At 60.9% G+C, this 23,914-nt stretch carries 21 protein-coding genes; 13 read left to right on the top strand and 8 right to left on the bottom strand.

The annotated features are described in order from the left end of the window. Positions 1 to 86: 86 nt before the first annotated feature. Both NP_RS08800 and NP_RS08805 read right to left on the bottom strand, forming a co-directional pair. Positions 87 to 2,540: a DEAD/DEAH box helicase gene (locus tag NP_RS08800; RefSeq protein ID WP_011323492.1), complete on the bottom strand. Its 2,454-nt coding sequence runs from the start codon at positions 2,538 to 2,540 to the stop codon at positions 87 to 89. A gap of 5 nt (positions 2,541 to 2,545) precedes the next feature. Continuing rightward, a complete protein-coding gene (locus tag NP_RS08805; RefSeq protein WP_198408085.1) occupies positions 2,546 to 4,060 on the bottom strand; it encodes a ribonuclease H-like domain-containing protein in 1,515 nt (504 codons plus the stop codon). A 176-nt stretch (positions 4,061 to 4,236) separates the two neighbouring features. On the opposite strand from NP_RS08805, the gene NP_RS08810 reads away from it, so the two are divergent. Then, positions 4,237 to 5,178 carry an oxidoreductase gene (locus NP_RS08810; RefSeq protein WP_011323494.1) on the top strand — a complete coding sequence of 314 codons (942 nt, stop codon included), beginning with the start codon at positions 4,237 to 4,239 and terminating at the stop codon, positions 5,176 to 5,178. A 91-nt stretch (positions 5,179 to 5,269) separates the two neighbouring features. Here the strand turns inward: NP_RS08810 and NP_RS08815 are convergent, their stop codons facing one another. Together NP_RS08815 and NP_RS08820 are read right to left on the bottom strand one after the other, a co-directional pair. Next, on the bottom strand, positions 5,270 to 5,611 hold the full coding sequence (locus NP_RS08815) for a cupin domain-containing protein (protein WP_011323495.1): 342 nt from the start codon (positions 5,609 to 5,611) through the stop codon (positions 5,270 to 5,272). 110 nt (positions 5,612 to 5,721) lie between these two features. Continuing rightward, on the bottom strand, positions 5,722 to 6,969 hold the full coding sequence (locus tag NP_RS08820; protein WP_198408086.1) for an FAD/NAD(P)-binding protein: 1,248 nt from the start codon (positions 6,967 to 6,969) through the stop codon (positions 5,722 to 5,724). 77 nt (positions 6,970 to 7,046) lie between these two features. On the opposite strand from NP_RS08820, the gene NP_RS08825 reads away from it, so the two are divergent. Continuing rightward, positions 7,047 to 7,343 carry an SUI1 family translation initiation factor gene (locus NP_RS08825; RefSeq protein ID WP_394296333.1) on the top strand — a complete coding sequence of 99 codons (297 nt, stop codon included), beginning with the start codon at positions 7,047 to 7,049 and terminating at the stop codon, positions 7,341 to 7,343. Here the strand turns inward: NP_RS08825 and NP_RS08830 are convergent. Beyond that, the gene (locus NP_RS08830) at positions 7,340 to 7,549 is read right to left on the bottom strand and encodes a YgaP family membrane protein (protein ID WP_011323498.1); all 210 of its coding nucleotides are present in this window, start codon (positions 7,547 to 7,549) and stop codon (positions 7,340 to 7,342) included. The two genes, NP_RS08825 and NP_RS08830, sit on opposite strands and share 4 nt — an antisense overlap. A 544-nt stretch (positions 7,550 to 8,093) precedes the next feature. On the opposite strand from NP_RS08830, the gene NP_RS08835 reads away from it, so the two are divergent. From NP_RS08835 to NP_RS08855, 5 genes are read left to right on the top strand one after another with little or no spacing between them, the layout of a single operon-like run. Continuing rightward, a complete protein-coding gene (locus tag NP_RS08835) occupies positions 8,094 to 9,557 on the top strand; it encodes an ABC transporter substrate-binding protein (protein WP_158303761.1) in 1,464 nt (487 codons plus the stop codon). A 54-nt stretch (positions 9,558 to 9,611) separates the two neighbouring features. Continuing rightward, positions 9,612 to 10,559 carry a nickel ABC transporter permease gene (gene nikB / locus NP_RS08840; RefSeq protein ID WP_011323501.1) on the top strand — a complete coding sequence of 316 codons (948 nt, stop codon included), beginning with the start codon at positions 9,612 to 9,614 and terminating at the stop codon, positions 10,557 to 10,559. Further along, positions 10,556 to 11,458 carry a nickel transporter permease gene (gene nikC, locus NP_RS08845; RefSeq protein WP_011323502.1) on the top strand — a complete coding sequence of 301 codons (903 nt, stop codon included), beginning with the start codon at positions 10,556 to 10,558 and terminating at the stop codon, positions 11,456 to 11,458. The genes nikB and nikC overlap by 4 nt, the downstream gene beginning before the upstream one ends. A 60-nt stretch (positions 11,459 to 11,518) precedes the next feature. Then, positions 11,519 to 13,369 carry an ABC transporter ATP-binding protein gene (locus tag NP_RS08850; RefSeq protein WP_011323503.1) on the top strand — a complete coding sequence of 617 codons (1,851 nt, stop codon included), beginning with the start codon at positions 11,519 to 11,521 and terminating at the stop codon, positions 13,367 to 13,369. Between the two features lie 23 nt (positions 13,370 to 13,392). Then, positions 13,393 to 14,235 carry an NAD(P)/FAD-dependent oxidoreductase gene (locus NP_RS08855; protein WP_232503967.1) on the top strand — a complete coding sequence of 281 codons (843 nt, stop codon included), beginning with the start codon at positions 13,393 to 13,395 and terminating at the stop codon, positions 14,233 to 14,235. Between the two features lie 38 nt (positions 14,236 to 14,273). On the opposite strand, the gene NP_RS08860 is transcribed toward NP_RS08855, so the two are convergent. Then, positions 14,274 to 15,857 (bottom strand): BCCT family transporter, encoded by a 1,584-nt coding sequence (locus tag NP_RS08860; protein WP_011323505.1) that lies wholly within the window; start codon positions 15,855 to 15,857, stop codon positions 14,274 to 14,276. 128 nt (positions 15,858 to 15,985) lie between these two features. Then, on the bottom strand, positions 15,986 to 17,227 hold the full coding sequence (locus tag NP_RS08865; protein ID WP_011323506.1) for an RNA-guided endonuclease InsQ/TnpB family protein: 1,242 nt from the start codon (positions 17,225 to 17,227) through the stop codon (positions 15,986 to 15,988). Between the two features lie 91 nt (positions 17,228 to 17,318). On the opposite strand from NP_RS08865, the gene NP_RS08870 reads away from it, so the two are divergent. Next, positions 17,319 to 18,269, top strand: coding sequence for a permease (locus NP_RS08870; protein ID WP_269764007.1), 951 nt, complete (start codon positions 17,319 to 17,321; stop codon positions 18,267 to 18,269). 145 nt (positions 18,270 to 18,414) lie between these two features. On the opposite strand, the gene NP_RS08875 is transcribed toward NP_RS08870, so the two are convergent. Further along, on the bottom strand, positions 18,415 to 18,813 hold the full coding sequence (locus NP_RS08875; protein WP_011323508.1) for a VOC family protein: 399 nt from the start codon (positions 18,811 to 18,813) through the stop codon (positions 18,415 to 18,417). A gap of 202 nt (positions 18,814 to 19,015) precedes the next feature. Between NP_RS08875 and NP_RS08880 the strand changes: the two genes are divergently transcribed. From NP_RS08880 to NP_RS08900, 5 genes are all read left to right on the top strand, one after another. Continuing rightward, entirely contained in the window at positions 19,016 to 19,420 is a 405-nt protein-coding gene (locus tag NP_RS08880) for a winged helix-turn-helix domain-containing protein (RefSeq protein ID WP_011323509.1), read from the top strand. After that, positions 19,417 to 19,719: a DUF7521 family protein gene (locus NP_RS08885; protein ID WP_011323510.1), complete on the top strand. Its 303-nt coding sequence runs from the start codon at positions 19,417 to 19,419 to the stop codon at positions 19,717 to 19,719. Before NP_RS08880 ends, NP_RS08885 begins: the two co-directional genes overlap by 4 nt. Before the next feature lie 174 nt (positions 19,720 to 19,893). After that, positions 19,894 to 20,364: a universal stress protein gene (locus NP_RS08890; protein WP_083761676.1), complete on the top strand. Its 471-nt coding sequence runs from the start codon at positions 19,894 to 19,896 to the stop codon at positions 20,362 to 20,364. Between the two features lie 9 nt (positions 20,365 to 20,373). Then, positions 20,374 to 22,176 (top strand): cation:proton antiporter, encoded by a 1,803-nt coding sequence (locus tag NP_RS08895; RefSeq protein WP_011323512.1) that lies wholly within the window; start codon positions 20,374 to 20,376, stop codon positions 22,174 to 22,176. Further along, on the top strand, positions 22,169 to 23,899 hold the full coding sequence (locus tag NP_RS08900; protein ID WP_011323513.1) for a cation:proton antiporter: 1,731 nt from the start codon (positions 22,169 to 22,171) through the stop codon (positions 23,897 to 23,899). The genes NP_RS08895 and NP_RS08900 overlap by 8 nt, the downstream gene beginning before the upstream one ends. Positions 23,900 to 23,914: the final 15 nt, after the last annotated feature.

The raw sequence follows: 23,914 nt of genomic DNA on the forward strand, positions 1-23,914 counted from the left end.
ACGAGTCTGCCTGCGGTGGGACGGGCAGCTAATTGAATCCGCCCATGGCCGTGTTCGGTTCCCGTCACCGATAGTTATCAGGCAGGCTACAGCCGGTCGACGACATCGCCGATAATCTGCCGTCCCACGACGCGGTCAAGCGGGTCGTTTTGGTTGCCACAGTGCTCGGACATGATGCAGAGCGGACAGCCCCGTCGCCGCTGACAGTCGCAGGTATCGAGGTGTTCGTAGGTCCGTTCAGCAATAGTCTCGAAATTGTCGTAAATCGCACGCGAAAAGCCGATACCGCCGTCGATACCGTCGTGAACGAACCAGACTGGGCCGGGGATTCGCTCGTCGTGGTGGGCTGGCGTCGAGAGCCCACCGATATCGCTGTTGTCGATGAGCAGCTCTAAGGGAGCCAATTGGATGATGCCGTGTTCGGCTGCGTGGATACCACCCGCGTATGTGTACCGGTCGGGTTCTGTGATGCCAACGTCCTGTTTGGCGTGTTCGGTCGGCTCAAGCAGCGGGACATCGAGTCCTGCAATCGTGTCTTCGAGGTGCGTCTCCGGAAGCGACACCCACATGAGCTCGGTATCAAGAGACAGCGGCGGTGAACCGGTCGGGTGAGGGCCGCTTTCGAGTTCGCCGGTCGAGATGTTGTGGACGACATACTGGTCGTAGCTGATATCAACGTCGCCCCGCCCGAACCAGAGCGTGTAGCCGTCGCCCAACTCGCGGCTGGTCTCCGGCCGAAGGTTTGAGATGTGTTTCTGTGAGAGCGTCCGGGTGTAGCGCCCGGTGTTTCGCTCTTCGACAGTAATGCGCGGTGCCGGGGCGTCGTGAGTGACCTCGACAACCTCGTACTGCTGGCCGTCGTGCAGAAAGAGCGCTCCCTCGTGATAATCACGAGCGGCGCGTTCCTTCGCGACGGGGTCGTGGTCGATGTCGCCGTCACGGCAGTCGACGATATACTGGCGGCCGCTGGTGTCGTACATCGAGATCCGGGATTCGGGGCGGCTGTCGCCCGTGTAATGGACGCCGCTGTCGAGTCCGACGCCCTGTTCGAGCACGCCGGCGTCCTGCCACATAGCGACCATCTCTTGCAGCCGCCTTTCGTCGCCCAAGAGACCGGCATCGTCGTCAGTAAGTGGGCGTTCTCTGGCGGCGACACAGAGGTGGTCGGCGTAGACCTGCTCGTTGTCGATGGAGACGACGGCGTTCTCGACATCGTCCTCGAACAGATATTTGGGGTTGTCGAGAATGTAAGAGTCCATCGCGTCTGCGCCGCCGACCAGCACGGAGAGGGCATCCGATGTTCCGCGTCCGGCGCGGCCGACCTGCTGCCAGAAGGACTGTCGCGTCCCCGGGTAGCCGCTGGTGACGGTCGCGTCGATGCCGCCGACATCGATGCCGAGTTCGAGAGCGTTGGTGGAGGCGACCGCATCGACGCTCCCGTCTTTGAGTTGAGTCTCGATGCTTCGGCGGGTCCGCTTTCCAAGCCCACCGTGATAGGCGCGTGTTTTGATGTAGCTGTCTCGTGGGTGGTCCCTTGCAGCGGCACTGATTTTTCGGGCGGCGATTTCGGTCCCCTGCCGGGCGGTACAAAACTGGAGCGTCTGCCGTTCGTTGACAGCGAGATGTGCGGTAACCTTGGCGGCCTCACCGCCGGTTGAGGCGCGGAACTCCTCCATGTCCGCCTCGGTCGGGTCGATATCCGCGTCATGGGCTTTTTTGACGGCGTCTTCGTCGATGGGCGGCTTCCAGAGGACGATATCCCGCTCGCCGCGCGGGGAGCCGTCCTCGTCGATGACGGTGAATGCCTCGCCGGTGAGTCTGGCGGCGTGTTGGGCGGGGTTGCCGATGGTTGCGGTCGTAAGAACGAACTGCGGGTCGGCACCGTAGTAGAACAACAGCCGCCGGAGTCGGCGGAGAATCCAGGCGACATGCGTTCCCATGATGCCGGAATACTGGTGTGCCTCGTCGACGACGACGAGTTCGAGATTACTGTAGAACCGGGACCAGCCGGAGTCGGTCCCGTGTCGTGGGAGATAGACGTTCAGCCCGGCAGGATTCGTCAGTATCGTGTCGGCCCCGGTCCGAATGCTCGGTTTCCGCTCCGGCTTCGTATCCCCATCGTAGACCTCAACACGGGTGTCCACATCCCACCCGCTGAAGCGGTCGTTGAGCGTCTGCTCTTGGTCGCGCGTGAGCGCCTTCATCGGATAGAGACAAAGCGCCGTGGCATCCGGGGACGCCAGTTGATTGCGCGCCATCTGGAGGGCGTATATCCGTGTCTTGCCGGAGGACGTAGCGGTCGTGGCGACGACGTTTTCGCCGTCGGCGAGCGCGTTGAGGCCCGCCGCCTGATGGCGGTAGAGGTCGTTGTCGAGGCGGCTGGCGAGTTCCGGCCGGAGAACGCGCTCTGCGGGGACGGTATCGGCCTTCCGGGCGGAGCGGTGCTCGCTCGCGGTGACCTGTCCGGTGTAGTCGGGAAACGAGTCCGTCAGTGCGTCTTCGGAGAGTACGTCGTGGCGCCGTGGTTCGTTGCTGCTCATGGTGCTTATGAGAAATCCGAAAGCGACCCCTGCGTGGTTCGGGACTGCGGTGGCTCGCCGCCGGTGTCCGGAGCGTACCGGCTGGCATCTTGGAGCGCCTCGTAGACAGTCGCCAGCGCCCGAACGTCGTCCTCACAGTAGGCTTCGAGCCGCTCCCAATCGGGCTGGTACCCGTCTTGGCTGTCGGCCGTCCGCCGCCACGCGTTGTACGCTGCGGCGACTGCTGCGCCGTCGATACCCGTCGTGGTGGGCTCCCAGCCGAGTGCGGTCGCAACCGGTTCGAGACGGTTGCTTCGTGCCGGGAGGGCGGCGTTGTTCTTGCTGCTGGCATAGTAGAGCGGGTCGAACTGGTACCGACGCTGCCACTCGTCGGTCCATTCAGGGGCATGCTGCTCAAGTTGGCGGGCGATAATCGGGAAATCGAAACGGCGGCCGTTCCACGCGACAACGGGCCGCCCCTGTGCGGGGCCGGCGAGCCACGAGATGAACGACTCGATATGCTCCGCTGGGGCGTTGTGGTCCCGTTGCCGGAACGGAAGATACCGGCCGTCCTCGCTGCCGCCGTCGAGGACGCCGATGAGCCATACAGTATCCCCGTTGAGACCGTCGGTCTCGATGTCGACAAAGACCGGGTCGCCGCGGGGAAGCACACCGCCATCACGCGGGACGACTTCGCCGGCCGTGATGGCAGTCGCGGAGGCGTGGACGGTACGGGCGGTTCGTTCACCGACGCCACGGAGGTCAGCGAGCGCGTGTGGCCCCGCATCAGCGATGGCGGTTCGTGAATCAAAGCCGTGCTCTCTGAGTAGTCCTGCCCGCTTCCGGCCGATGTCGTCGAGGCCACGGATGCCGAAATTTGAGGGGTCGTGTGTCGTCGCATCGACAGCGCCGTTGGCGTACAGCGACAGCTCGATGAACGGTCGTTCGCTCTCGTCGATACCGGCGCCGACGGTGCTGGCCGGCGGGCCAGCACCGTAGACCGGATAGGCGCTGCCGCCACGCTCGTGGGTGGTCCGGTATTCGGCACGGAGCCCGGTTGAGAGATGCGTGACGGGCGCCCCAGCGTGCCAGCCGTCGGGCAGCGCGTCGAGGTACGCATCGATTCCATCGAGCCGTGTCATCCGGCGGTGTGGGTCGATTGTCAGGGCAAGCTGGTTCGTGAGTAGGCACACGTGTTCGGCTCCGCTTCCGGAATCGGAGCCGATACCGTCACGTTGGATATCCCCCGGCGTAGGCGGAAGCTCCTCCGGTGAGGGAGTCGCGACGATGGCAATGCCGGCATCCGGTACGAAGTAGCGGCTGGTCAACCGGGTTGGGTCGACAACGGGGACATCGGCGAGCCCTGTCACCGACGGTCCCGCAACGTACGCCTGATTAGGCGGGGCAGCGACGATGAGGTCAGGGCCGATGGCGTCGATGGCATCGGCAACGACATCCCGGACGGTGTATCGCTCGACAACAGCGCCCGGAATGGAGAGAATCGTCGCCGGCGTGCCGTCCGCTGGCGGGAGGGGCATCATAGGGGCGGTACCGCTTCCGGCGGAACCCATCAGTACTCTGCTGTCGGGTAGCGACGCACAAGTATGTGCTGCAACCCGAGGGACTCCGCAACGGGCGGCCGGTATTCAACCAAAGCCAGAGGGCCGTGTCTGCCACATCCCGAGGCAGTTTAGGTATCGAAACCCTACGCCTGTTAATGGCATCCACGTGGACCGCTGACCGAATGCCCGACTGCACCGGCACGACCGTGCTCATCACGGGCGCAAACAGCGGCCTCGGCTTCGAGGCGACGAAGGCGCTTGCGGCCAACGGCGCGACCGTAATCATGGCCTGCCGGAGCACGGACCGCGGCGAGCAGGCCGCCGCCGAGATTCAGGACGCCACCGCTGTCGGCGAAGCAGCGCTGGATGTCCGACAATGCGACCTCGCGTCGCTTGCTTCGGTCGAGGCCGTCGCCGAGGATATCGCCGAGAATTACGACGCCCTCGATGTGCTCTGCAACAACGCCGGCGTGATGGCGCTTCCGCGGCAGGAAACCGACGATGGCTTCGAGAAACAGCTCGGCGTGAACCATCTGGGCCACTTCGCGCTGACCGGACGGCTGCTTGATTTGCTCGTCGAAAGCGACGGCGAAAGCCGGGTTGTCACCCACTCAAGCGGCGCCCACGAGTTCGGCGAACTCGATTTCGATGACCTGCAGCGCGAGCAGTCCTACGGGCGGTGGGACGCCTACGGACAAAGCAAGCTGGCAAACCTCCTCTTTGCCTACGAGTTACAGCGCCGGCTCACGGCGGCCGATATCACCGACACGATTAGCGTCGCCTGCCACCCTGGGTATGCGGCGACAAACCTCCAGTACCGCGGCCCGAAAGAGGATGGCTCGACGCTCCGCATGGCGATGATGAAAGTCGCTAATGCGGTCGTCGGCCAATCGGCACAACGGGGCGCGCTGCCGCTGTTGTACGCGTCGGTCGCTGCCGGTGTAGGAGGCGGTGAGTACTACGGTCCGGGCGGGCTGTTGAACATGCGCGGTGCGCCGGAACGGCAGTCATCGAACGAGGCATCGTACGACAAGCGGGATGCGAGGCGGCTCTGGGAGGAAAGCGAGTCGCTGACAGGCGTAACCTACAGCTTCTGAACACGGTGGGCGGCTGCGAGCGCTCCGGATTGGGAGAAACCAACCGGGGTTCCTGGAAAGGTGGCCCCCACGAATGGGGGCTCCATCTGCCTTACTCCCGCATGGAGTACGATGTCGGGTTCGACGAGTCGGCAAAGACGATGAGCGTCACCAAATCTTCCCCAATGTCGAAGAAATCGTGTTCGAGGCCCTGCTCGACGAACACCGTATCGCCCGACTCGACCGAATGGACATCATCGCCGACTCGTATCTTTCCGGACCCCGAAACCACGTAATAGAGTTCGTCCTCCGTGTGTGGGTTCTTCGGGGTCGCCTCACCGGCCGTGTGGCGGGCGATCTCGACGGTCAGTGAGTCTTCATCCAGTACCTCAACCGCGTTGCCCTGTTTGTCATCGAGTTCGTCAAGCAGGTCAGTCGCTGATACGTGGGTCATCATCCCGACATTAGATACCAATCACCATACAAGCTTTGTTCGGCAGTCGTACGACGCCGAAAAACACTCCAGCCGGCACATCGATGGTCCGTCGGGAGCGGTCCGGGCGGCTAACCACGGATTGTTGGCGGCGCTGCTGGCTCTGTTTCGATGACATCTGCGAGGATATTACCCGCCTGACGAGCGCCGACGATGTTGCGGGCGAACGGTCCAAGAACCTGCTGTGCGGCCGCTCCCGAGACAGCGACGCGCGAGCGAGTCCCGTCCGCTCGTCGCCACCGGAGACTGTCGTCGTCAAGTGCCGGCGCACCCAGATATCCGGTCGCAAGCGATGTTTCGTTCCTGAGCCGGGACAAAAGCGTTCCCTCGTAGGGGGTGCCGAACCCGGTCGCACAGATGAGCCGGTCGAACCAGTCGGCGCGTCCGTCCCGGCAGGTGACGACAACGGTGCCGCCGGCTGCAGTCGCATCGACGACCTCGGTCGCTTCGACGGTTATCCAGCCGCGGTCGACCGCCCGCCGGAAGCGAGCCATCGCATACGGCGGGACGCTCCCGTCGTACCGTGCGTCTGCGACGACTCGCTCGCGTCCCCTAGAAGCCGGGGGATAGGAGTGCAGCGCTTCGAGCGCATCGGAAAAGTGCATCCAATCGGTGCCGGCCTCGCGACGTTGGGTCCGGAACGGGCTGCGGGCAAAGACCACGACATCTCGCTCCGGACACGCGAGCGAAGCGGCCAGCTGAACACCTGTCACGCCGCTGCCGATAATACCCAGTCGTTCGCTGTCCCCGACCGCGCTGGGTTCGAAGCATCCGTCCCAAACGTGCGCAACCGGGGCTGACGACGGGAGCCCATCGGCCCACGCCGGCATGCTGTACGAACCGCCGTATCCGACCGCAAGGACACACCAGGCGCTGGAGAACGACCCGGCGGTCGTCTCAACCCGAACGTGTGCCCCATGGTCTGAGAGGCCGGTCACCGCCGCGTCGACGCGGAGGGATTCGAGGCCGTGCTGTTCGCATAGCCGGTCAGCGTGGTCGAAGAAGAGTTCTGTCGTCGGTCTATCGGCTCCATCTTCACTCGCGACGAGTTCGTCTTCCCGTCCGTGTTTTTGAGCAAAATCCCGAAGCGAGAACGGGTCGGCGTCCAACTGATGAACAAACGGCGACCGGAGCGACGCCATCCCACAGGCCCGCGACTTGCGCCGGAACGACGCGAGAAGCCCCGACGGGTCGACGAGACACAGCCGGTCGCGAGAAACCACATCGTCTGACAACAGCCGGATAGCGAGGTGGACACCATGGACACCGCTGCCGACAATCGTCACTGCCTGCTCATCCGGCATGGATGTATCCGTCATCTAGTAGTGCGCAGTACTCCCCAAGAGTTAATAAATACTACCACAGAATTATTATAGTGCAGTCCGAACCGACACCCGTGACAGACGACGACTCAATGGAAGACCTCCTTGCGGAACTCGACAGCCACAGCGACCTCTCGAAAGCAGGACAAGCGCTCCGCATCCGGACCGAAAAGCGACAGTACGGCAAGGCGGTCACTATCATCGAGGGGTTCGACACCACTGCTACTGATGTCCAGTCGCTGGCCTCCGACCTCAAATCGGAACTCGCGACCGGCGGCACTTCGGCGTCTGACAGCATCGAACTGCAGGGCGACCACACTGGCCGGCTCCCGTCGCTTCTCGAAGAGCGTGGCTTCGAAATTGTCGACTAGTCTGCTGTGTCGATTCCCAACAGCTCGTTGAGCCCACAAAAGCAGGCCACAGCGTTGAATCCGAAGCCGACCGCGCCGACGACGGCAACGGAGGCCGTCTTCCGCTTTCCGGCGGTGAACAGCCGCAATGCAACGACTGAAAGGACGACTGCAAGTGCAGCTCTGAAGAGTCGGTCCCGACCACCGACGTTTGTTTCGGTCGACATGGCAGTTATTTACCCGGGCCAAGTAGCTTGTGTGCTCTTCCCGGTCGGCTGGCAGCGCCGACTCGGACACAGCCGGTGTGTCCGAACGCTCTCTTCATGCAGAAGCCAGCCCGGAATTAATAATTAATAAGTAGTGAATAATAAACAGCTCCGATTCAATCCCGGAGTAACCGATGTGGATGGAAATTAAACCGAAACACGACTCCCACAGTCCGCTTCGGCCGGAAATAATCCCGCCGCCAGATAGCTATGAGATCGCCGGGCTGGAGACCGATCCCGGAAGCTTTACAACTGAATATTCAGAAAAACAACTCAGGTTTAATATCATGATGGTCCCCAAGCGAACGAAGCGGCAAGCCGATTTGCGCCAGCGTATATCAGAAGCACCAGTGGGTACTTCGGGGTATGATATTCCGCCGAAAGACAGCGGTCAGCCCATCACAGCAGTTAACGCGTGGGGAGTATCGACCCACGGGGGCGGTAAGCTATGAAACTAACCCGACGTCAGGCGCTCACGGCGTTCGGAAGCGCTGGTGTCGTTGGTATGGCAGGGTGCCTCGGAGGTGGTAACGACGACACCGAGCTATCGAAGACCGTTGCGCTCGACAGTAGGCCTGCGGATGGCGATTGGTCGATGTATGGCGGGCTCACACCGTACTACACGCCGACCCACGAGACGCTAACCGCGTCGTCACACGATTTCTACGACATCGAACCGTGGCTTGCGACGGAGTGGGAGGCCGTCGACGACCTGATCTGGGAGTTTACGCTGCGGACGGATGCGACATTCCACGATGGAACTGCTCTCACTGCCGACCTCGTTGCACAGTCGTTTTCGGCCCTACTTGCGGAGCGGCCGCTGGGCTGGGCAAAGGTAACCGAAGACAGCTTCGAAGCGGTCGATGACCACACACTACGGGTCGAAACCGTCGAACGCTTCGGCGCGCTGGCGGGAACGATGAGTCATCCCCTGTTCGGTATCCAACATCCCGGGGACAGAGACGACCCTATCGGAACTGGCCCCTACGAAGTGGCCGAACTCGACCCCGACGGTGCCGTACGGATGGTCGCCGCTGACGACTACTGGGGCGATGAACCGTCGCTCGAAGCGCTCACGTTCGAGGGCATCGTCGATCCGATGACCCGCTCGTCGAACTTGCAGGCGGGCGATGTCGATGCTGCATTCGAACTCCCCAGAGAGCACTACGAGATGCTCAGCAGGGACGATAGCATCGAGATTCGTACACAGGAAGAACCCCGAACCGGTCTGGGAATGATGAACCTCTACCAGTCGCCGACTGATGATGCGGACCTTCGGCGAGCACTCAATTACGCGGTCGACCAACAATTGATCGTCGAAAACATTCTCCACGGCATCGGCACGCCGGCGAAAGGGCCGTACGCGCCGTCGATTCCGTGGTCGGCTCATAATGAACTCCCTGAGTACGGACCCGACCTCGACCGTGCGCGTACACTCGTCGACGAGTCAGGCTACGACGGCGACGAACTCGAAATCCATCTGGGAAGCGACAACCCACATGAGCGGCTGATCGCTTCACACATGCAGGAGCGGTTCGAGGAAATCGGCGTCTCGACATCTATCAGACAGTTCGAGAGTGGATCGTTCTACGAGGTCGAACAGAAACGCGATTCCAACATCACACTCATCGAACTCGGGTCGATAAACGGGGCTGCAGACTACCTTGTCTATCTTCAGTTCCACTCGGAGGGCGGAGACAACCGTGAGCTCTACGAGACGGAGGGGACCGGGCTTTACAATCTCGGTGGTGAGGTCGATTCCCTGATCGAGAACGGCGACCGTGCGCTCGATGCGGACCGAAAGCACGAAGCCTACCGTGAGGTACAGCGGCGCGTCATGGACGCCGCAGTCCTTATTCCGGTCTACTACAAGGAGTACGTTTTCGGGCAGCGGGCCGAAACCGCCGGGCCCGAAACACACGCTGTTCCACATATGACTCGCTGGACGGAGTTTCGGCCCGACGAGTGAGCGGTGAGCAAGCGATAGGGGAGAAACGATGAGAAAGAACGCCAATAAAATACGATGACAGGACGGTATGCAGCACGACGACTGGGCACCGCATTGGTGACGTTGTTCTTCATCTCAGTGCTCACATACGCGCTCATTTTTATTGCACCGGGGGACCCAGCAGAGGCCTCGCTACGAGCGCAGCTGGGAGAACAGCCGACCCAAGAGCAAATCGAGATTTTCCGGGTCGAACACGGCCTCGATGAGCCGTTTCACGTTCAATACGCCTCTTGGGTAGCGGATCTGCTTCAGGGAGACCTCGGTGAGTCGTATTACCATGAACGCTCCGTTGCGGAGCTAATCGGCGACCGATTGCCCACGACGCTTGCGCTCGCCGCGGGCGGGATGGGTGTCGCGCTTCTCGTTTCGGTCCCAACCGGTGTCGCAAGCGCGGTGCGTCCAAACGGGTACATCGACCACGCGAGCCAACTGTTTGCGCTGGTCGGGGTCGCAATGCCGAACTTCTGGCTCGGCTATCTCCTTATTTTCCTGTTTGCGATTACGCTCGGACTCGTCCCCGTCTCGGGCACCGGCGGGCTTCGTTCGCTTATGTTACCGTCCATTACGCTTGGAACCGGGCTTGCAGCGGTACAGACGCGACTCCTCCGAAGCGCCTTGCTGGACGTTTTAGACCATGAGTTCGTCGATGCAAGCCGTGCGAGGGGGCTTGGCGAACGGGTTGTCGTCTACAAGCACGCGCTGCGAAACGCTCTGGTGCCTGTCATCACCGTCGTCGGCCTCCAGTTGGGGATGGCAATAAACGGGGCTGTCATCGTTGAGGTCGTCTTCCAGCGACCGGGGCTCGGAGCACTGCTTGTTGAGGCGGTTTTTGACCGTGACTATCCGGTCGTCCAAGGCGTGACACTACTGGCCGGTGCCACGTTTATCGTCGTCAACGTCGCAACCGACGTTGTTTACCGACGGCTTGACCCGCGTATTTCAATCGGAGGTGCCGGTGTATGAGTTCGGCCACCACGGGCGACCACAACGGGACAGTAGGTGCCGGAGCGCCGCTGTCGCGGCGGCTTCGGCTGGCGCTTCGGGACACCCAGACGGCCGTTGGGGCCACTATCGTTGGCATCCTCGCCATCGTCGCGATTGTTGGCCCGTTTGTCGTTCCACATGACCCGGTCGCACAGGACCTCACACGGCCGCTACAGGGACCGTCGCTTGCACACCCGTTCGGCACCGACCCGTTGGGCCGGGACATGCTGGCCCGTATCGTCTACGGTGCGCGACTCTCGCTTGCTATCGCGTTCGCTGTGACGCTCGTTCGACTCGTTGTTGGCATACTGGTCGGCGTTGTCGCTGGCTATGTCGGCGGCTGGGTCGACGAGTCACTGATGCGGCTTGTTGACCTGCTGTTTGCCTTTCCCGGTATTGTTCTGGCGCTGGTCATCGCCGGTATCGCTGGCCCAAGCCTTCGTAATGTGATGCTCGCGCTCGCAGTCGTCGGCTGGGGAACATACGCCCGCGTCGTCCGATCGAGCGTGTTGTCAGCCCGCGAACGCGAATACGTCGCAGCGTCGCGGCTCGCCGGGACCGGCCACGGACGGGTCGTAGCGGACCACGTGCTGCCAAACGTTTTAGGGCCAGTAATCGTTCTCGCAACGCTCGATACCGGAAAAGTCGTTCTCGCCACTGCGGGGCTTTCCTTCCTTGGATTGGGCGCACAGCCGCCGACACCGGAATGGGGGACGATGATCGCTACTGGGCGGGACTACCTCCAGACCGCCTCATGGCTCGTCAATATTCCTGGGCTCGCCATCGCGGCTACCGTATTCGGGTTCACGCTGCTTGGCGACGGCCTCCGGGACGCCCTCGACCCGACCGGCGCGACTGAGCAGGGGTGTGACGGATGATGACCGGACGTGTATCGCAGCCGAGCGGTACGGAAAGCGACCTATTTACGTGTACAACAGATGATGCTCCTCAACGTTACCGACCTTCGAATCACGTACGAATCAGCCACGAAGCGTGCTGCGAGCGACCCTGATGACGACCGCACTCCGGCCGTCGACGGCGCTTCCCTCACGGTCGACCGCGGCGAAGTCGTCGCGCTGGTCGGAGAAAGCGGCTCCGGCAAATCAACGCTTGCCCGCTCGATTGTCGGCCTCCACCGGCCCGGCGAGATTACCGACGGCGAAATCAGGCTCGATGGCACCGAGCTAGCGGCGGCCGGTGAAGCGACGCTACGGACCATCCGTGGCCGACAGGTCGGTGTCGCATTTCAGGACCCGACCGCTGCGTTCGACCCCGTCTATCCTGTCGGCGAACAGATCACAGAGGCAATCGCAGCCGCAGAAGGCCACCAAGGGCTGTTCGAGTCGCTTGGCGTCCCACCGTTTGCCGACCGGGATGTACGCAAGCAACGACGTGAGCAGGCGGCAGCGCTTCTTGATGATGTCGGGGTTGACGACCCAAGCGCGCGCCTCGACGCCTACCCGGGCGAACTCAGCGGCGGCCAGTGCCAGCGAGCGATGCTCGCGACGGCGCTCGCCGGCAATCCCGACCTGCTTATCGCCGACGAGCCGACTGCCGGCCTCGATGCGACAACACGGGCCTGTATCCTCGAACTGCTCGAAAGCCTCGCCGAGGAACGTGATCTCGGTGTTCTCGTTATTACCCACGACCTCGCGGTCGTCGCCCAGCACTGTGACCGCGTCGCCGTGCTGAGCGACGGCCGGGTCGTCGAGACAGGAGCGACTACGGCTGTCGTTGCTGACCCCGAGCATCCGGAAACGCGGTCGCTTGTCGATGCTGGCGACGCTATCGCGCTCGGCAAAGAGACGCGACAGCAGCGGACTGCCGTTGACGGCGGCGGGATGCATGCCAACAGCGACCGCCCGCTCAAGCGGCCAACAAATAATACATCCGACGACGACAGCTCCGATTCGACTGCAGTCGTGGAGCTGGCCGAGGTCACAAAAACCTATGCCGCCGATACATCGCTTTTCGACCGGCTTCGCCCCGGCTCTCCCCCGGATTCTCGAACCGCCCTCGATGCGGTCTCGCTGTCGATTCAGCGAGGGGAAACACTCGGACTGGTTGGCGAAAGCGGCGGGGGAAAATCGACGGTTGTTGAACTGATTGCTGGGTTGACAGCGCCGACCGAGGGAACGGTCCGTATCGACGGCCGTCGGGCCGGCACCGTCGACGAACGGGGCCGAGAGCTTCGCTCCGATGTCGGCGTTGTCTTCCAGCACCCGGAGGCAAGCTTTGACCCTCGCTGGCCAGTCGGTCGGTCGATTGCGGAGCCGCTGCGGCGGCTGGGATGGCCGAAGCGACGTCGTACCGAGCGTGTTGAGGAATTGCTTACCCTCGTTGGTTTACCGTCATCCGTGGTCGACGCCCGTCCGCAGCAGCTCTCCGGTGGACAGATACAGCGAGCGGCAATTGCCCGGGCAACCGCGACGGATCCCCGCGTGCTGTTGCTCGATGAGCCAGTCTCCGCGCTGGACGCCACGACGCGTGCTCACGTGCTTGATCTCTTCGTTGAGATGCAGCGGCAGCGAAGCGGGACGGCGGTGTTCGTCTCCCATGATCTGGGGGCAGTGGGCCGTGTGGCCGACCGAATCGGTGTGCTCGAACGCGGCCGCCTCGTCGAAATCGGTGACGCCGGTCGCATTCTCTCGAACCCGTCGCATCCACACACACAGACGTTGTTGGAATCGGTGCCGGAGCGGCCGACTGAAATCGACGTGGCCGCTACCGACCGGTCACGACGGGCCGTCACCGACCACGACGACACGCAAGCAACAGAGACAGACTGACAAACTCCGAAACGATACGACACATGACTGACCAAACCCACCACTGCACAGCGAATGACGGACAAAATGAATCACCGGACAACGGAAGCATGGCCGACACCTCGTTCGACTACGATGTCGTCATCGTCGGCGGCGGCCCTGCTGGCTTATCAGCCGGCGTGTTTACCGCCCGTGCCGACTTCAGGACGCTGGTTGTCGAACACAACCGCTCGTTGCTTCGCAAGTCAGCCCATCTAGAAAATTATCTGGGCTTTCCCGCGGGCGTTCGCCCGACTACCTTTCTCGAAATAGCTCAAGACCACGCGACGAACGCGGGCTGTGTGTATGTGTCGGGCGAAGTCGTCGATATCAAACACGCACACAGCGAAGACCACAGCGGTGACGCCCCTGAGACCGGAGCCGTGGACAGCGGCTTTATTGTCTCGACGGCTGACCAGCAGTTCGAGACACGATATGTTATCGTCGCCTCGTGGTCCGATTGCTCGTTTCTCGATACTCTCGGCGTCGAGCGGGGAACCGAGGATGGCGGCCACGTTCCGATTATCGAAGTCGATGCCGACGGACGAACGAGCGTTGACGGGGTGTATGCGGCCGGGCGCATCACCGACCAGCATCACCAAGCAATCGTCAACGCCGGACACGGCGCACACGTCGCGATTGCGTTGATAGAGGAAGTCAACCCAGCGTTCTGGAACGATTGGGTCGCTATCGAGGGATACTACGATTCATACGACAAGGAGGTCCCGGTCGGCGTCGAGGAGATTAGCCACGAAGAACGCGAACGCCGAATCAGGGATTCACGGGCGACAATGCGCCGGTACTTCGGGGAACACAGCGTGAACGAACCGGAAGACGCCATGCGGTAGCCGGGACAGGCCGAGACCGCTGACCGACCGCGTGGGTTTCAGTCGTCCGAGACGCTGGCTCCCGAAGCACCCTGTGTCGAGGGCTCCGGGGTATCAGCCCAAAGCCAGTAGACGAACCCGGCGAGTGCGACCAGACAGACGACCGCAAACGGAGCGCCTGTGACGATGACCGACGACCGCAACGCGGTCGCACCCCCGACGACGACGAGCACGGAGGCGATGACTCCCTGAAGCACCCCCCAGAACGCTCGGTTCGCCTTCGATGGCGCTCGCTCTCCGCCGGTCGTCAACATTCCGAGGGCGAGCGTCGACGAGTCGGCGGACGTGACAAAGAACGTCGTGACGAGAACGAAAAACAACAGTTGCCAGACCGCGCCGCCGGTAAACGACCCGAACAGCACGAACCCAGCGATTCCATTGCCGAACTCTCCAACCGGACCGAGGAGGTCGACAACGCCGAGATGATGCAGCCAAACGGAACTTCCGCCCACCACCGTAAACCAGATGGCTGACGTGACCGTCATCGTAACGAAGGCTGTGCCGACCACTGTTCTAATCGTCCGTCCACGGGAGATACGCGCCAAAAAGAGCCCGACGAAAGGTGCCCACGCGATCCACCACGACCAGTAGAACACCGTCCAAGCGGCCGCCCACTCAGCGCCGCCATCCGCACCGAGAAAGAGGCTCATCTGGAAGAAGTTCGCCCCGTAGGACCCAAGCGCCGCAACGCCCGTATTCAGCAGCGCCAAGGTCGGCCCCGCAACGAGCGCGACCAAGAGCAGTAGCACCATCAGCCCGATGTTGAACTGCGAAACACGGCGGATGCCACGCGAAACACCGGCGATCAACGAGAGCGTAAAGAAGACAGTAATGCCAGTAATGGCGAGGATAGTCTCAGCGTCGCTGAACTGCCGCCCGGTCTCGAAGGTGATGCCGGTCAACAGCTGGGTCGCGATGAATCCGAGGCCGGTCGCAATACCGCCGATTGTCGCGACGACAGCGAGTGTGTCAACCGCCCGGGCGACGACGCCGTCAAGCCGCTCCGTGCCGAGTACCGGATACAGAGCCGTCGAAACCCGAAACGGTGCGTCGTACTTGTACGCGAAGTACGCCACGGGCAGCCCGATGGCGAGATAGCCGCCCCAAGCACTCAGCCCGTAGTGGAAAATCGTGTATGCGACTGCCGGAACGATAGCGCCCTCCGATGCCGGCCCAACCGACCCCTCGAACAGCGGCGGCGGGGTCTGGTAGTGGCCCAGCGCCTCTGCGGGGCCGAAAAAGACGATACCGGCCGAGAGCCCGGCAGAAAAGAACATCGCCACGTACGCGGGGTAGCTGTACTCCGGCGGCCCCGTCCCGAGCGTCACGCTGCCGTACGAACTGACCATGAGATAGGCCGCAAGCACGATTAGTGCGAGCATACCAGCCAAATACAACCATGCGAGCCGCTCACCGAGTGTGCCGAACGCCCAGTCGATGCCCGCCTGCACCGCGGCGACATCGTAGGCAGTGTAGATGACGAAGCCGACCGAGATGACCGCGCCGACCAAGAACGGAACCGGGTCGAGTTCGTTGATAAACGAGCGTAACGACTCACTGACCGAGGATGGTCGCTGACTCATCCGAAGATGCGTGTTTCAGGGGAGGCCTACCAAAAAACGTTCGTTCGGCGGCGACCGCTGTTCTGACAAGAAGAGGGGGAATCGCGTGCCACAGGAGACCCCCCATCCTGAAGTGAATCGCCTCGGGGTCAAGCCCCGAGGCTTCCCGTTTCCACGACGTGACTTGCAGACACACACTGAAATTCAGGTGTGTCCGTAGCGGTCACAGTCTCCACGGGCGTGTCTTCGGGCCATCCCAGCCCTAGTTCAGAAAAGCCTCTCTGCAACACGTTCATCGCCGCATTCGCGTCTCTGTCCGTTTCGAACCCACACGACGGGCAGGAGTGTTTTCTGACCCAGATGGGTTTCGCCGTCTCCACACCACACGACGCACACTCTTTCGTCGTGCCTCTGGCTTCGACTTGAACGACGTGGCACCCGTACAGGTCGGCCTTGTATTCGAGGAGGGTGATGAACTGTCGCCACGCCGCGTCCTGCTTGTTGCGGGCGTTGTGCGACTGTTCAAGCATCCCCTTCACGTTCAACTCCTCGACGAATACGGCGGCGTACTCTTTGACGAGCCACGTCGTGATTTTGTGCTGGTAGTCCAGCACCTTCCGCTTGATGTGACGCTTGACCTTGGCGACCTTCAGACGTTGCTTCTCGTAGTTACTCGACCCCCTCTCTTTCCGCGACAACTTGCGCTGTTCACGGCGAAGACGCTCGTACTCGTCTTCGAGGTCGAGCCAGTCCACGGTCTTGCCATCGCTGGTGTGGATGTAGTTGAGAATGCCAAGGTCGATTCCAACGCTGTTGCTCGCGTCGAGCGAGTCCACCGGGGGTTTCTCGGGCAGGTCAGCGTCGTCAGTTTCGAGTCCGAAGGAGACGAACCACTCCCCAGTCGTCTCCTTCTTGAACGTGACTTCTTTGATGGTGGCGTGGTCTGGAATCGGTCGGTGGTAACGGATTTTCACCCAACCGATTTTGCTGAAGCGAACGTGAGCATACCTGTCGTGGCCCCTCTTTTCATCGAGGTCGAAACCGGACTGGTTGTACGTCACGCTCCGGTAGTCGGTGGGTGCTTGCCGTTTGAGCCGACCAACGTTGTACCCTTTCTCTTTCTTTTTGCGAAGGTTCGAGAGGTTCCGGTGGAAGCGTGCAACGGTGGCTTGGGCGGCCTTCGAGTGCAGTTCGCTGAAGACGGGCCACTTGCGTTTCCACCCGGGGAGTTTGTTGTTTTGGTCGTACTCACTCGGTTTGTCGTCTTCGGGGGCTTGTTCGTAGTCCCACCGGATGTGGTTGTAGAGCTGGCGATGAACGTCGAGATGGCGTTCCAGCCGCTCCGCTACCTCTTGTGTCGGGTAGGCGTGGTAGCGGTGACTGTGTTCCATCGCTATCTCTTGATTATGGATGTGTTAACTTAATGGTTTGTATCACGAGTTGTCGGCTTCATCCCCGAGGTCAAGCCTCGGGGTATTCGCCTTGTCCGCTGATAAAGCGACAAACGTACGGGAACGGCTGGTCCGAGAGGAACAGCCCGTCGTTACTGACCCAGTCTGCAAAATGCGAATGAACAGGGAAAACGCCATCACCACCGACTACAAGCAAGAGACCGTTCACTTTTGCTCCGAACAGTGTCGGTCGCTCTTTGAGCAGAATCCGGACGCACACACAACCTCGTGGAAAGAAAAGATCACGTCGTGGAACGGCTGGGTGGAAGCGGCAAACCAGACACGGCGCGATGCCAAAATGCTCGGCAAGCCGCTTCTCGCCGGGTTCGTTATCGCCGGCTTCGCCGCCGCAGTAATTCCGGACTGGGCGTGGGAGGTTTTCTTCGGGGCCGGCGGCGAAGGCTTTACCGCGGTACTGTACAGCAGCGCAGTCGGGCCGCTCGTGTCGCTTGTGGCGTTCGTCGGGTCGATGGGGAACATCCCGCTGGCGGCGGTCCTGTGGGGCTCGGGGTTCCTGTTTGCGGGCGTTATCGCGTACATCTACGCGGACCTCATCGTTCCCCAACTCATTCTCCTCTACCGCCAGATCTTCGGGACGACGATCGGGAACCGGCTGACGATTATTCTCTATCTTTCGATGGCAACAGCCGGATTCATCGTCTACTACCTGTTTGCCGCTCTGGGTTTGATCCCGGACGCCGCCGTAGCCGACCCCGGAGCGGGGCTTGCTGTGGCCGGAGTCGACGTGGTCGTAGTTATGAACGCGCTCTTTCTGCTCATTGCAGTTGGGTTCGTCTGGCTAGTTGTGCGGGGACGCAGGGACGCCCCCGGCGACCGGACTGTCAACGACCCTGTCACTGGTGGAGAGTTGACTGTAAAGAACGCTGACTACTGTACGGTCTACGATGAGTCAATCTACTACTTCGAGAGTGACGAATCGCGCGAACGGTTCAAGCAATCGCCGGAGTCGTATCTGAAGTAGGAGCGCCTGCTTCGCGACAGCTTACACTCGGGGAATCTTCGCTCGTCGGGCCTTCCAATCAGTTTCAAAAGCCAGGGGGGAACTATCGACGGATCGGGCCTGGTGTCGGTGCCGTCGACCTGTCGGCGTGGATACGCTGGGTTTCTCAGATATGCTCAAGAAGCTCGATTCGTACGCCTGCAGGGTCGGTAACGAACGCGATTTTCAGGTCGCCGAAGACTGACGGCTCCATGATGAACTCAACGCCCGAGGCCGCAAGGTCCGCACAGGCCGCTTCAACATCGTCAACGACATAGCCGAAGTGGAGAAATCCGGTCGGACGTTCGTCAACGAGGCCAGCCGCTTCATACGGCGCCCGGTCGAAAAGATACACCCGCTTGTCGGCGACCGCCACTGCGACGTGGTTGACTGCTGTCGCTCCGTCCCCATCGTCTGCATGGCCCCGTTCGATGAGTTCTGCATCGAAATGCTGACGGTAGAATGCAAGCCCCTCATCGACATCGTCTACTTTGAGCGCGATATGAAAGAACGATTCCGGTGTCATAGACCACATATCGGGCGGTGGACCGTTATATCCTCGGCAGACTCAGCTGGATTGTGCAGGTTCCTACGGCTCAGTGTGGTCTCATTTGCCGCGTGTTTCGGAGCGAACGGTTTATGACTCGTCGAAAGGAGTTCCATAACGTCAGACGAACAGGTCTGCCGGCACCGTGTCGTGGTGACGACGATATACATTCGCCCCAATAATGACGAATGACCCCGATGATATCTTCGAGGTTCTTTCGAGCGATGTAAGCCGAGAGATTTTGGCAGCGGCGAGTGTAGGGCCGGTATCCGCCCAGGAACTGGAGAACGTATGTGATGCATCTCTCCCGACAATCTATCGCCGCCTTGAGATGCTCCAGCGCTACGACTTCATCTCGGAAGAGCAAGCCGTGGACCCGGACGGCGGCCAGTACAAGCAGTACTCGACCGATCTGAAAGAGATCACCATAGTCATCGAGGATGGAGGATACGATGTGGACATTCGAGTTCGAAAAGACACCGTGGATAAGTTCGGAGAACTGTTTCGTGACCTCAGAGAGGGACACCGTGAGTCGGATGCGTCCGGCCCATCCGAATCCGGTTCATCGACGGAGGACACAGAATGATTGACGTCGAGGTCTGGATGTTCGTCGCCAGCAACCTACTCGTGTTCGCTGTCGGTGGCACGCTGACCGTTCTCAGCTACAGAGCACAGCGACGTTTTGAGCAGACGAGCCTCCGATACACCACCCTCGGATTCGCACTCATCACCGTGAGTACGGTTGTCGAGGCCTTTTATGCGCCGGGAATGATTAATACAGGACCACTGACTGATAGTCAACTGCTCGTTCTCTACACCGTCGAATCCGGATTAATCGGGCTTGGGCTAGCTAGTGTTGCGTACTCGGTCCTGCAGTACGAGTGATAGAAGATTGCTTATATATAGGCCCGAAATATTCTCTCAAATCGCTTTTTCTCAGCGCCTGAAAACGCCACTTGACTACTAAAACGTCTAAACCGCTCGATTTCACCGGGTTCCGAGTCCTGTTATACGCCCCGTGAAGCTCGATGGAAGACTGACGTGTCGTCTCCTCGTAGGATGACTGTACCTGTGATGGAACGCGTGTTGCTACCGACGGACGGGAGCGACTGTGCGGAAACAGCTGCTGGACTCGCGAGTAGAATCGCAAGCGACTACGACGCAACGCTACACGTCTTGCATATCAGTGAAACGGTCCCCGGGAAGGTCGATGGGCCACCTATACTCGACGCTGACCTCGAAGCGACCGACTGTGAAGCAATACAGCGGATTCACCAGCAGGCACGCGGGTACGGCGCCGAGGATATCGAGGCGGCGATTTCGTCCGGCTATCCCTTCAGGGAGATTGTTCGGTATGTTGAGCTGCGGGACATCGACATCGTTGTGATGGGGAGCCACGACCGCACGGGGCTCGGGAGAGTGCTAAACCGAAGCACGACCAAGAACGTCATTCGCCGTTCCCCCGCTCCTGTACTGACAGTTCCGCAGTCCACCGAGGAGTCAGCGATGCTCCCGATTCCGGAACAGTAGCGTCTCCGAATGCCCGAACAACAGCTTGCCGACCTCTCTCAAGAGGTCGCCGCCTCAGGCGACAGTATCGCCTTCGCGGCTGACTTCGCTGTTATCGTCGTCGTCGCCACGGTCATCGGGTTGCTCGCGCGGCAGCTCGGCCAGCCCACTATCGTCGCCTACATTCTTACTGGCGTCGTTCTCGGTCCTGTCGCGTTAGATGTCGTCACCCAGGAGGGGTTGGTTGACGTGATGGCGGAGTTGGGGCTCGGATTTCTCCTGTTCCTTCTGGGCCTCAAGATGCGGTTCGACGATATCCGCGAAATACTGGCGCCGATTACGAACGTGGCTATCGGGCAGACGGTGCTTCAGACTGCGCTGGCGTTTCTTGTCGCGCTGCTGCTTGGGTTTGCCACCGACGAGATTCTGGTTATCGCGTTGGCGACTGTCTTCGGTGCAACGCCGGTCATCGTCAAGGTGCTCACTGATAAGGACGAGATTACGACACTGCCGGGCAAAATCGATGTCGGCGTCCTCATCGTGCAGGACATCTATCTCGTCGTCGTCCTCGCGCTGTTCGGTGCCGAACAACTCGGTGACGCCGGAGAGATTGCGACGACGCTCGGCGTCATCTTCGTGATGATGAGCTTCATCGGGCTGTTCTCGCTCGCGTCGTCCCGGTACCTTCTGCCCCACCTGTTCGAACGGATCGCCAACAACAAAGACGTCTTTCTCATCGTCGCAATCGCGTGGGCGTTCCTCTTTATCGCAATCGCCGAGGGGTTCGACCTTTCAGTTGAGGTCGGAGCGTTCCTTGCCGGCCTCAGCCTCGCTCAGCTTCCGTATAGTAAGGAGCTTCAGGACCGCATCACGCCGATCACCGATTTCTTCATTCTCGTCTTCTTCGCCTCGATTGGGCTTCAAATCGAAAGCGTTGGCAGCCTGCTCACACACTGGCAAGAGGCGCTCATCGCGTCGGTCGTGCTGATGGTCGGGAACTTCTGGATTATGTTCTACCTCATCGACCGGGAAGGATTCGGTCCCGAGACATCCTTCCTCGGCTCGATTAACATGGTACAAGTCAGCGAATTCTCGCTCGTCGTCGGCGCACTCGCGTTCCAGCAGGGGTATATCGGCGCTGACGTACTTGGATACCTGACCCTGATGGCGCTGCTGACGATGACTGCCTCCACGTATATCATCCTCTACAACCACGCTATCTACGAACGCGTTGCGCCGTGGATTCGGCGCATCTCGTCTGGCGACGGTATCGACGAGGGGCTCCCCGAGTACGAGAACCACGCGGTCGCAATCGGGTACGACGAGGTAACCGAGAAAGCACTCCCGGTGCTCGACGAGGCATTCGAGGAGGTCGTCATCATCGACAGGAACACAGAACACATCGCGGAAATACGTGAAGCCGGCGAGTACGAGTCGATATTCGGCGACTTCCGACACAAGGAAGTCAGGAAAGCATCGAATCTCAAGGAGGCAGAGTTCGTGTTGAGTTCGAGCGTCCAGCGTGAAATCAACGAAGCGCTGCTGCAGGAGACGGCAGACGACACCCCCGTTTTCGTCGAAGCCGAGCGCATTGCGGACGCACATCGCCTCTACGAGGCGGGAGCGTCGTACGTGGTGATGCCGCCTCATCTGGCAGCCGAAAAGCTGGGCGAGTATCTCGAACTGTATCTCACCGACCAAAGCGTGTTCCACACACGAATACAGGACGACATCGAACAGATTCGACGGCGCGCGAGTCAGGCAACCACCCGGAGGCGGATGGCATCAGACACGGGGGTCGACCTGCGAACGTCGGGAGGTGACGATGACTGACGCTGTCCTCACGCTGGCGGCTGTCTTTATCGCCGCGGGTGCGCTGTCGCTGTTGGCAAATCACTTCGAATACCCGGTCGTCCCCGCGTACATCGTCGCCGGACTCCTTGCAGGGACGTTCATCGCTCCGTCCGATGTTTTTGAACTCGCTCAGTGGGGAATCGCCTTCCTCGTGTTCGTGTTCGGAATCCGCGTCGACCTGAGCGATATCCGCTCGGTACTTCGGGACGCTGAGGTCGCCGCCCTTACGCAGTTGTTGGTTGTCGGCGTCGTCGCGACCGGCGTCGGGTACGGATTGAGCCTGTCGTTCGGCTTCGACCACCCGATTCGGAACGCCATCTATTTCGCGGCGGCAGCGACGTTTAGCTCGACAGTCGTTGGTTCGGGAGTGCTTGCAGCGGGGACGCAAAACAACCTCGTATACGGGCGGCTGGCGTCGTCGATTCACTTTTTCGACGACATCGTTGCCATCGGCCTTGTGTTGGTACTCTCGGCGGATGCGCTGACCGACCCCCAGGCAGTCACCTCGAATATCGGGTACGGTGTGGTGCTTTTGGTCGCCGGGCTGGTGTTCTACCGCTACGGCTTCCCACGGCTCGTCCGTGCCGCAGACGGCTCCGACGAACTCGTGTTGATGGGGAGTATCTCGATTCTCATCGCGTTTATCGCCGCAGCGGAGCTGGCTGGCATCTCGATAGTCGTTGGAGCGTTCGCGGCGGGGCTGGCGATTCAAGACGAAGGCGGTGAGGCCCTCGACGTTCGCAATGGAATCGACTCGATCAAGGATTTCTTCGCGGCCATCTTCTTCGTCACTATCGGTGCGCTTGTGCAGTTTCCGACAATTGAAATCGTCGTGTTGACAGCTGTGCTGGTTGCCCTTGTACTGCTCGTCAACCCAGCTGTGCATACGGCCGCATTCCTCTATGAGGGCTACGACGCGAGGACGTCGTTTTTCGCCAGTTCGACGTTGGCACAGACGAGCGAGTTCGCGTTGATTATCGCCATACACGCGTGGTTGCTCGGGACGATCGCCCCGAGTCTATTCGATGCGATTATTCTGACGGCAGCGATAACGATGGTTGTCGCAACCGTCGTCCGTCGCTTTCAGGGCCAGCTCTATACGAGCATCGTCGCCCGTCTGGTTGAGGGACAGCAGACCCGACAGGTCGACAAACATAGCTCTGTCGACGACGGACTCGAAGACCACGTTGTAATCGTCGGCCATGGTCGCCAAGGGCGGCGGGTCGTAGAGCAGCTTGAAACACTCGGTGAGGACTACGTGGTCGTCGAAAACGACCCCGCCAAACGAAGGGGTCTCAAGACGGACTGTAAAAACCACGTGTTCGGGGACGCGATGGCGACGTATCCGATGGCGAAGGCCCGCCTCCCGGAAGCAAAGCTGCTCGTCTCGACGGTCGATTACGAGCCGCTTTCGAGGTCGCTGCTTTTGCGCTCCACGGAGGCGGACATCATCGTTCGATCCGAGTCGGCAGTCGAAGCGCGAACACTGTTAGATGCCGGAGCGATGTTTGTCACCCACTCGAATATACTGGCCGCAGACCGGCTGGTCGAAAGCATCGAGCAAGTCATCCAGGGAGGCCAAGGCAGCGACACGCCGCGAACAGAACACCGCAGCCGCTTGCCGTCCCGACAGACGGCCAGAGGTGGCCGCCGGACGCCTACTGAGGGATGGGGCCATCAAGAGACTCGTGAACGGCAATGACCAGCACTAGGCCGA

The sequence above is a fragment of the Natronomonas pharaonis DSM 2160 genome, from assembly GCF_000026045.1.
GTDB classification, from domain to species: Archaea; Halobacteriota; Halobacteria; order Halobacteriales; family Haloarculaceae; genus Natronomonas; species Natronomonas pharaonis.

What these genes read in the sequence shown, in the direction of transcription:
- NP_RS08800 (WP_011323492.1), bottom strand. Translation starts at nt 2,540, where the DNA reads ATGAGCAGCAACGAACCACGGCGCCACGACGTACTCTCCGAAGACGCA.
- NP_RS08805 (WP_198408085.1), bottom strand. Translation starts at nt 4,060, where the DNA reads ATGATGCCCCTCCCGCCAGCGGACGGCACGCCGGCGACGATTCTCTCC.
- NP_RS08810 (WP_011323494.1), top strand. Translation starts at nt 4,237, where the DNA reads ATGGCATCCACGTGGACCGCTGACCGAATGCCCGACTGCACCGGCACG.
- NP_RS08815 (WP_011323495.1), bottom strand. Translation starts at nt 5,611, where the DNA reads ATGACCCACGTATCAGCGACTGACCTGCTTGACGAACTCGATGACAAA.
- NP_RS08820 (WP_198408086.1), bottom strand. Translation starts at nt 6,969, where the DNA reads ATGACGGATACATCCATGCCGGATGAGCAGGCAGTGACGATTGTCGGC.
- NP_RS08830 (WP_011323498.1), bottom strand. Translation starts at nt 7,549, where the DNA reads ATGTCGACCGAAACAAACGTCGGTGGTCGGGACCGACTCTTCAGAGCT.
- NP_RS08835 (WP_158303761.1), top strand. Translation starts at nt 8,094, where the DNA reads ATGGCAGGGTGCCTCGGAGGTGGTAACGACGACACCGAGCTATCGAAG.
- nikB (WP_011323501.1), top strand. Translation starts at nt 9,612, where the DNA reads ATGACAGGACGGTATGCAGCACGACGACTGGGCACCGCATTGGTGACG.
- nikC (WP_011323502.1), top strand. Translation starts at nt 10,556, where the DNA reads ATGAGTTCGGCCACCACGGGCGACCACAACGGGACAGTAGGTGCCGGA.
- NP_RS08850 (WP_011323503.1), top strand. Translation starts at nt 11,519, where the DNA reads ATGATGCTCCTCAACGTTACCGACCTTCGAATCACGTACGAATCAGCC.
- NP_RS08855 (WP_232503967.1), top strand. Translation starts at nt 13,393, where the DNA reads ATGACTGACCAAACCCACCACTGCACAGCGAATGACGGACAAAATGAA.
- NP_RS08860 (WP_011323505.1), bottom strand. Translation starts at nt 15,857, where the DNA reads ATGAGTCAGCGACCATCCTCGGTCAGTGAGTCGTTACGCTCGTTTATC.
- NP_RS08865 (WP_011323506.1), bottom strand. Translation starts at nt 17,227, where the DNA reads ATGGAACACAGTCACCGCTACCACGCCTACCCGACACAAGAGGTAGCG.
- NP_RS08875 (WP_011323508.1), bottom strand. Translation starts at nt 18,813, where the DNA reads ATGACACCGGAATCGTTCTTTCATATCGCGCTCAAAGTAGACGATGTC.
- NP_RS08880 (WP_011323509.1), top strand. Translation starts at nt 19,016, where the DNA reads ATGACGAATGACCCCGATGATATCTTCGAGGTTCTTTCGAGCGATGTA.
- NP_RS08885 (WP_011323510.1), top strand. Translation starts at nt 19,417, where the DNA reads ATGATTGACGTCGAGGTCTGGATGTTCGTCGCCAGCAACCTACTCGTG.
- NP_RS08890 (WP_083761676.1), top strand. Translation starts at nt 19,894, where the DNA reads ATGACTGTACCTGTGATGGAACGCGTGTTGCTACCGACGGACGGGAGC.
- NP_RS08895 (WP_011323512.1), top strand. Translation starts at nt 20,374, where the DNA reads ATGCCCGAACAACAGCTTGCCGACCTCTCTCAAGAGGTCGCCGCCTCA.
- NP_RS08900 (WP_011323513.1), top strand. Translation starts at nt 22,169, where the DNA reads ATGACTGACGCTGTCCTCACGCTGGCGGCTGTCTTTATCGCCGCGGGT.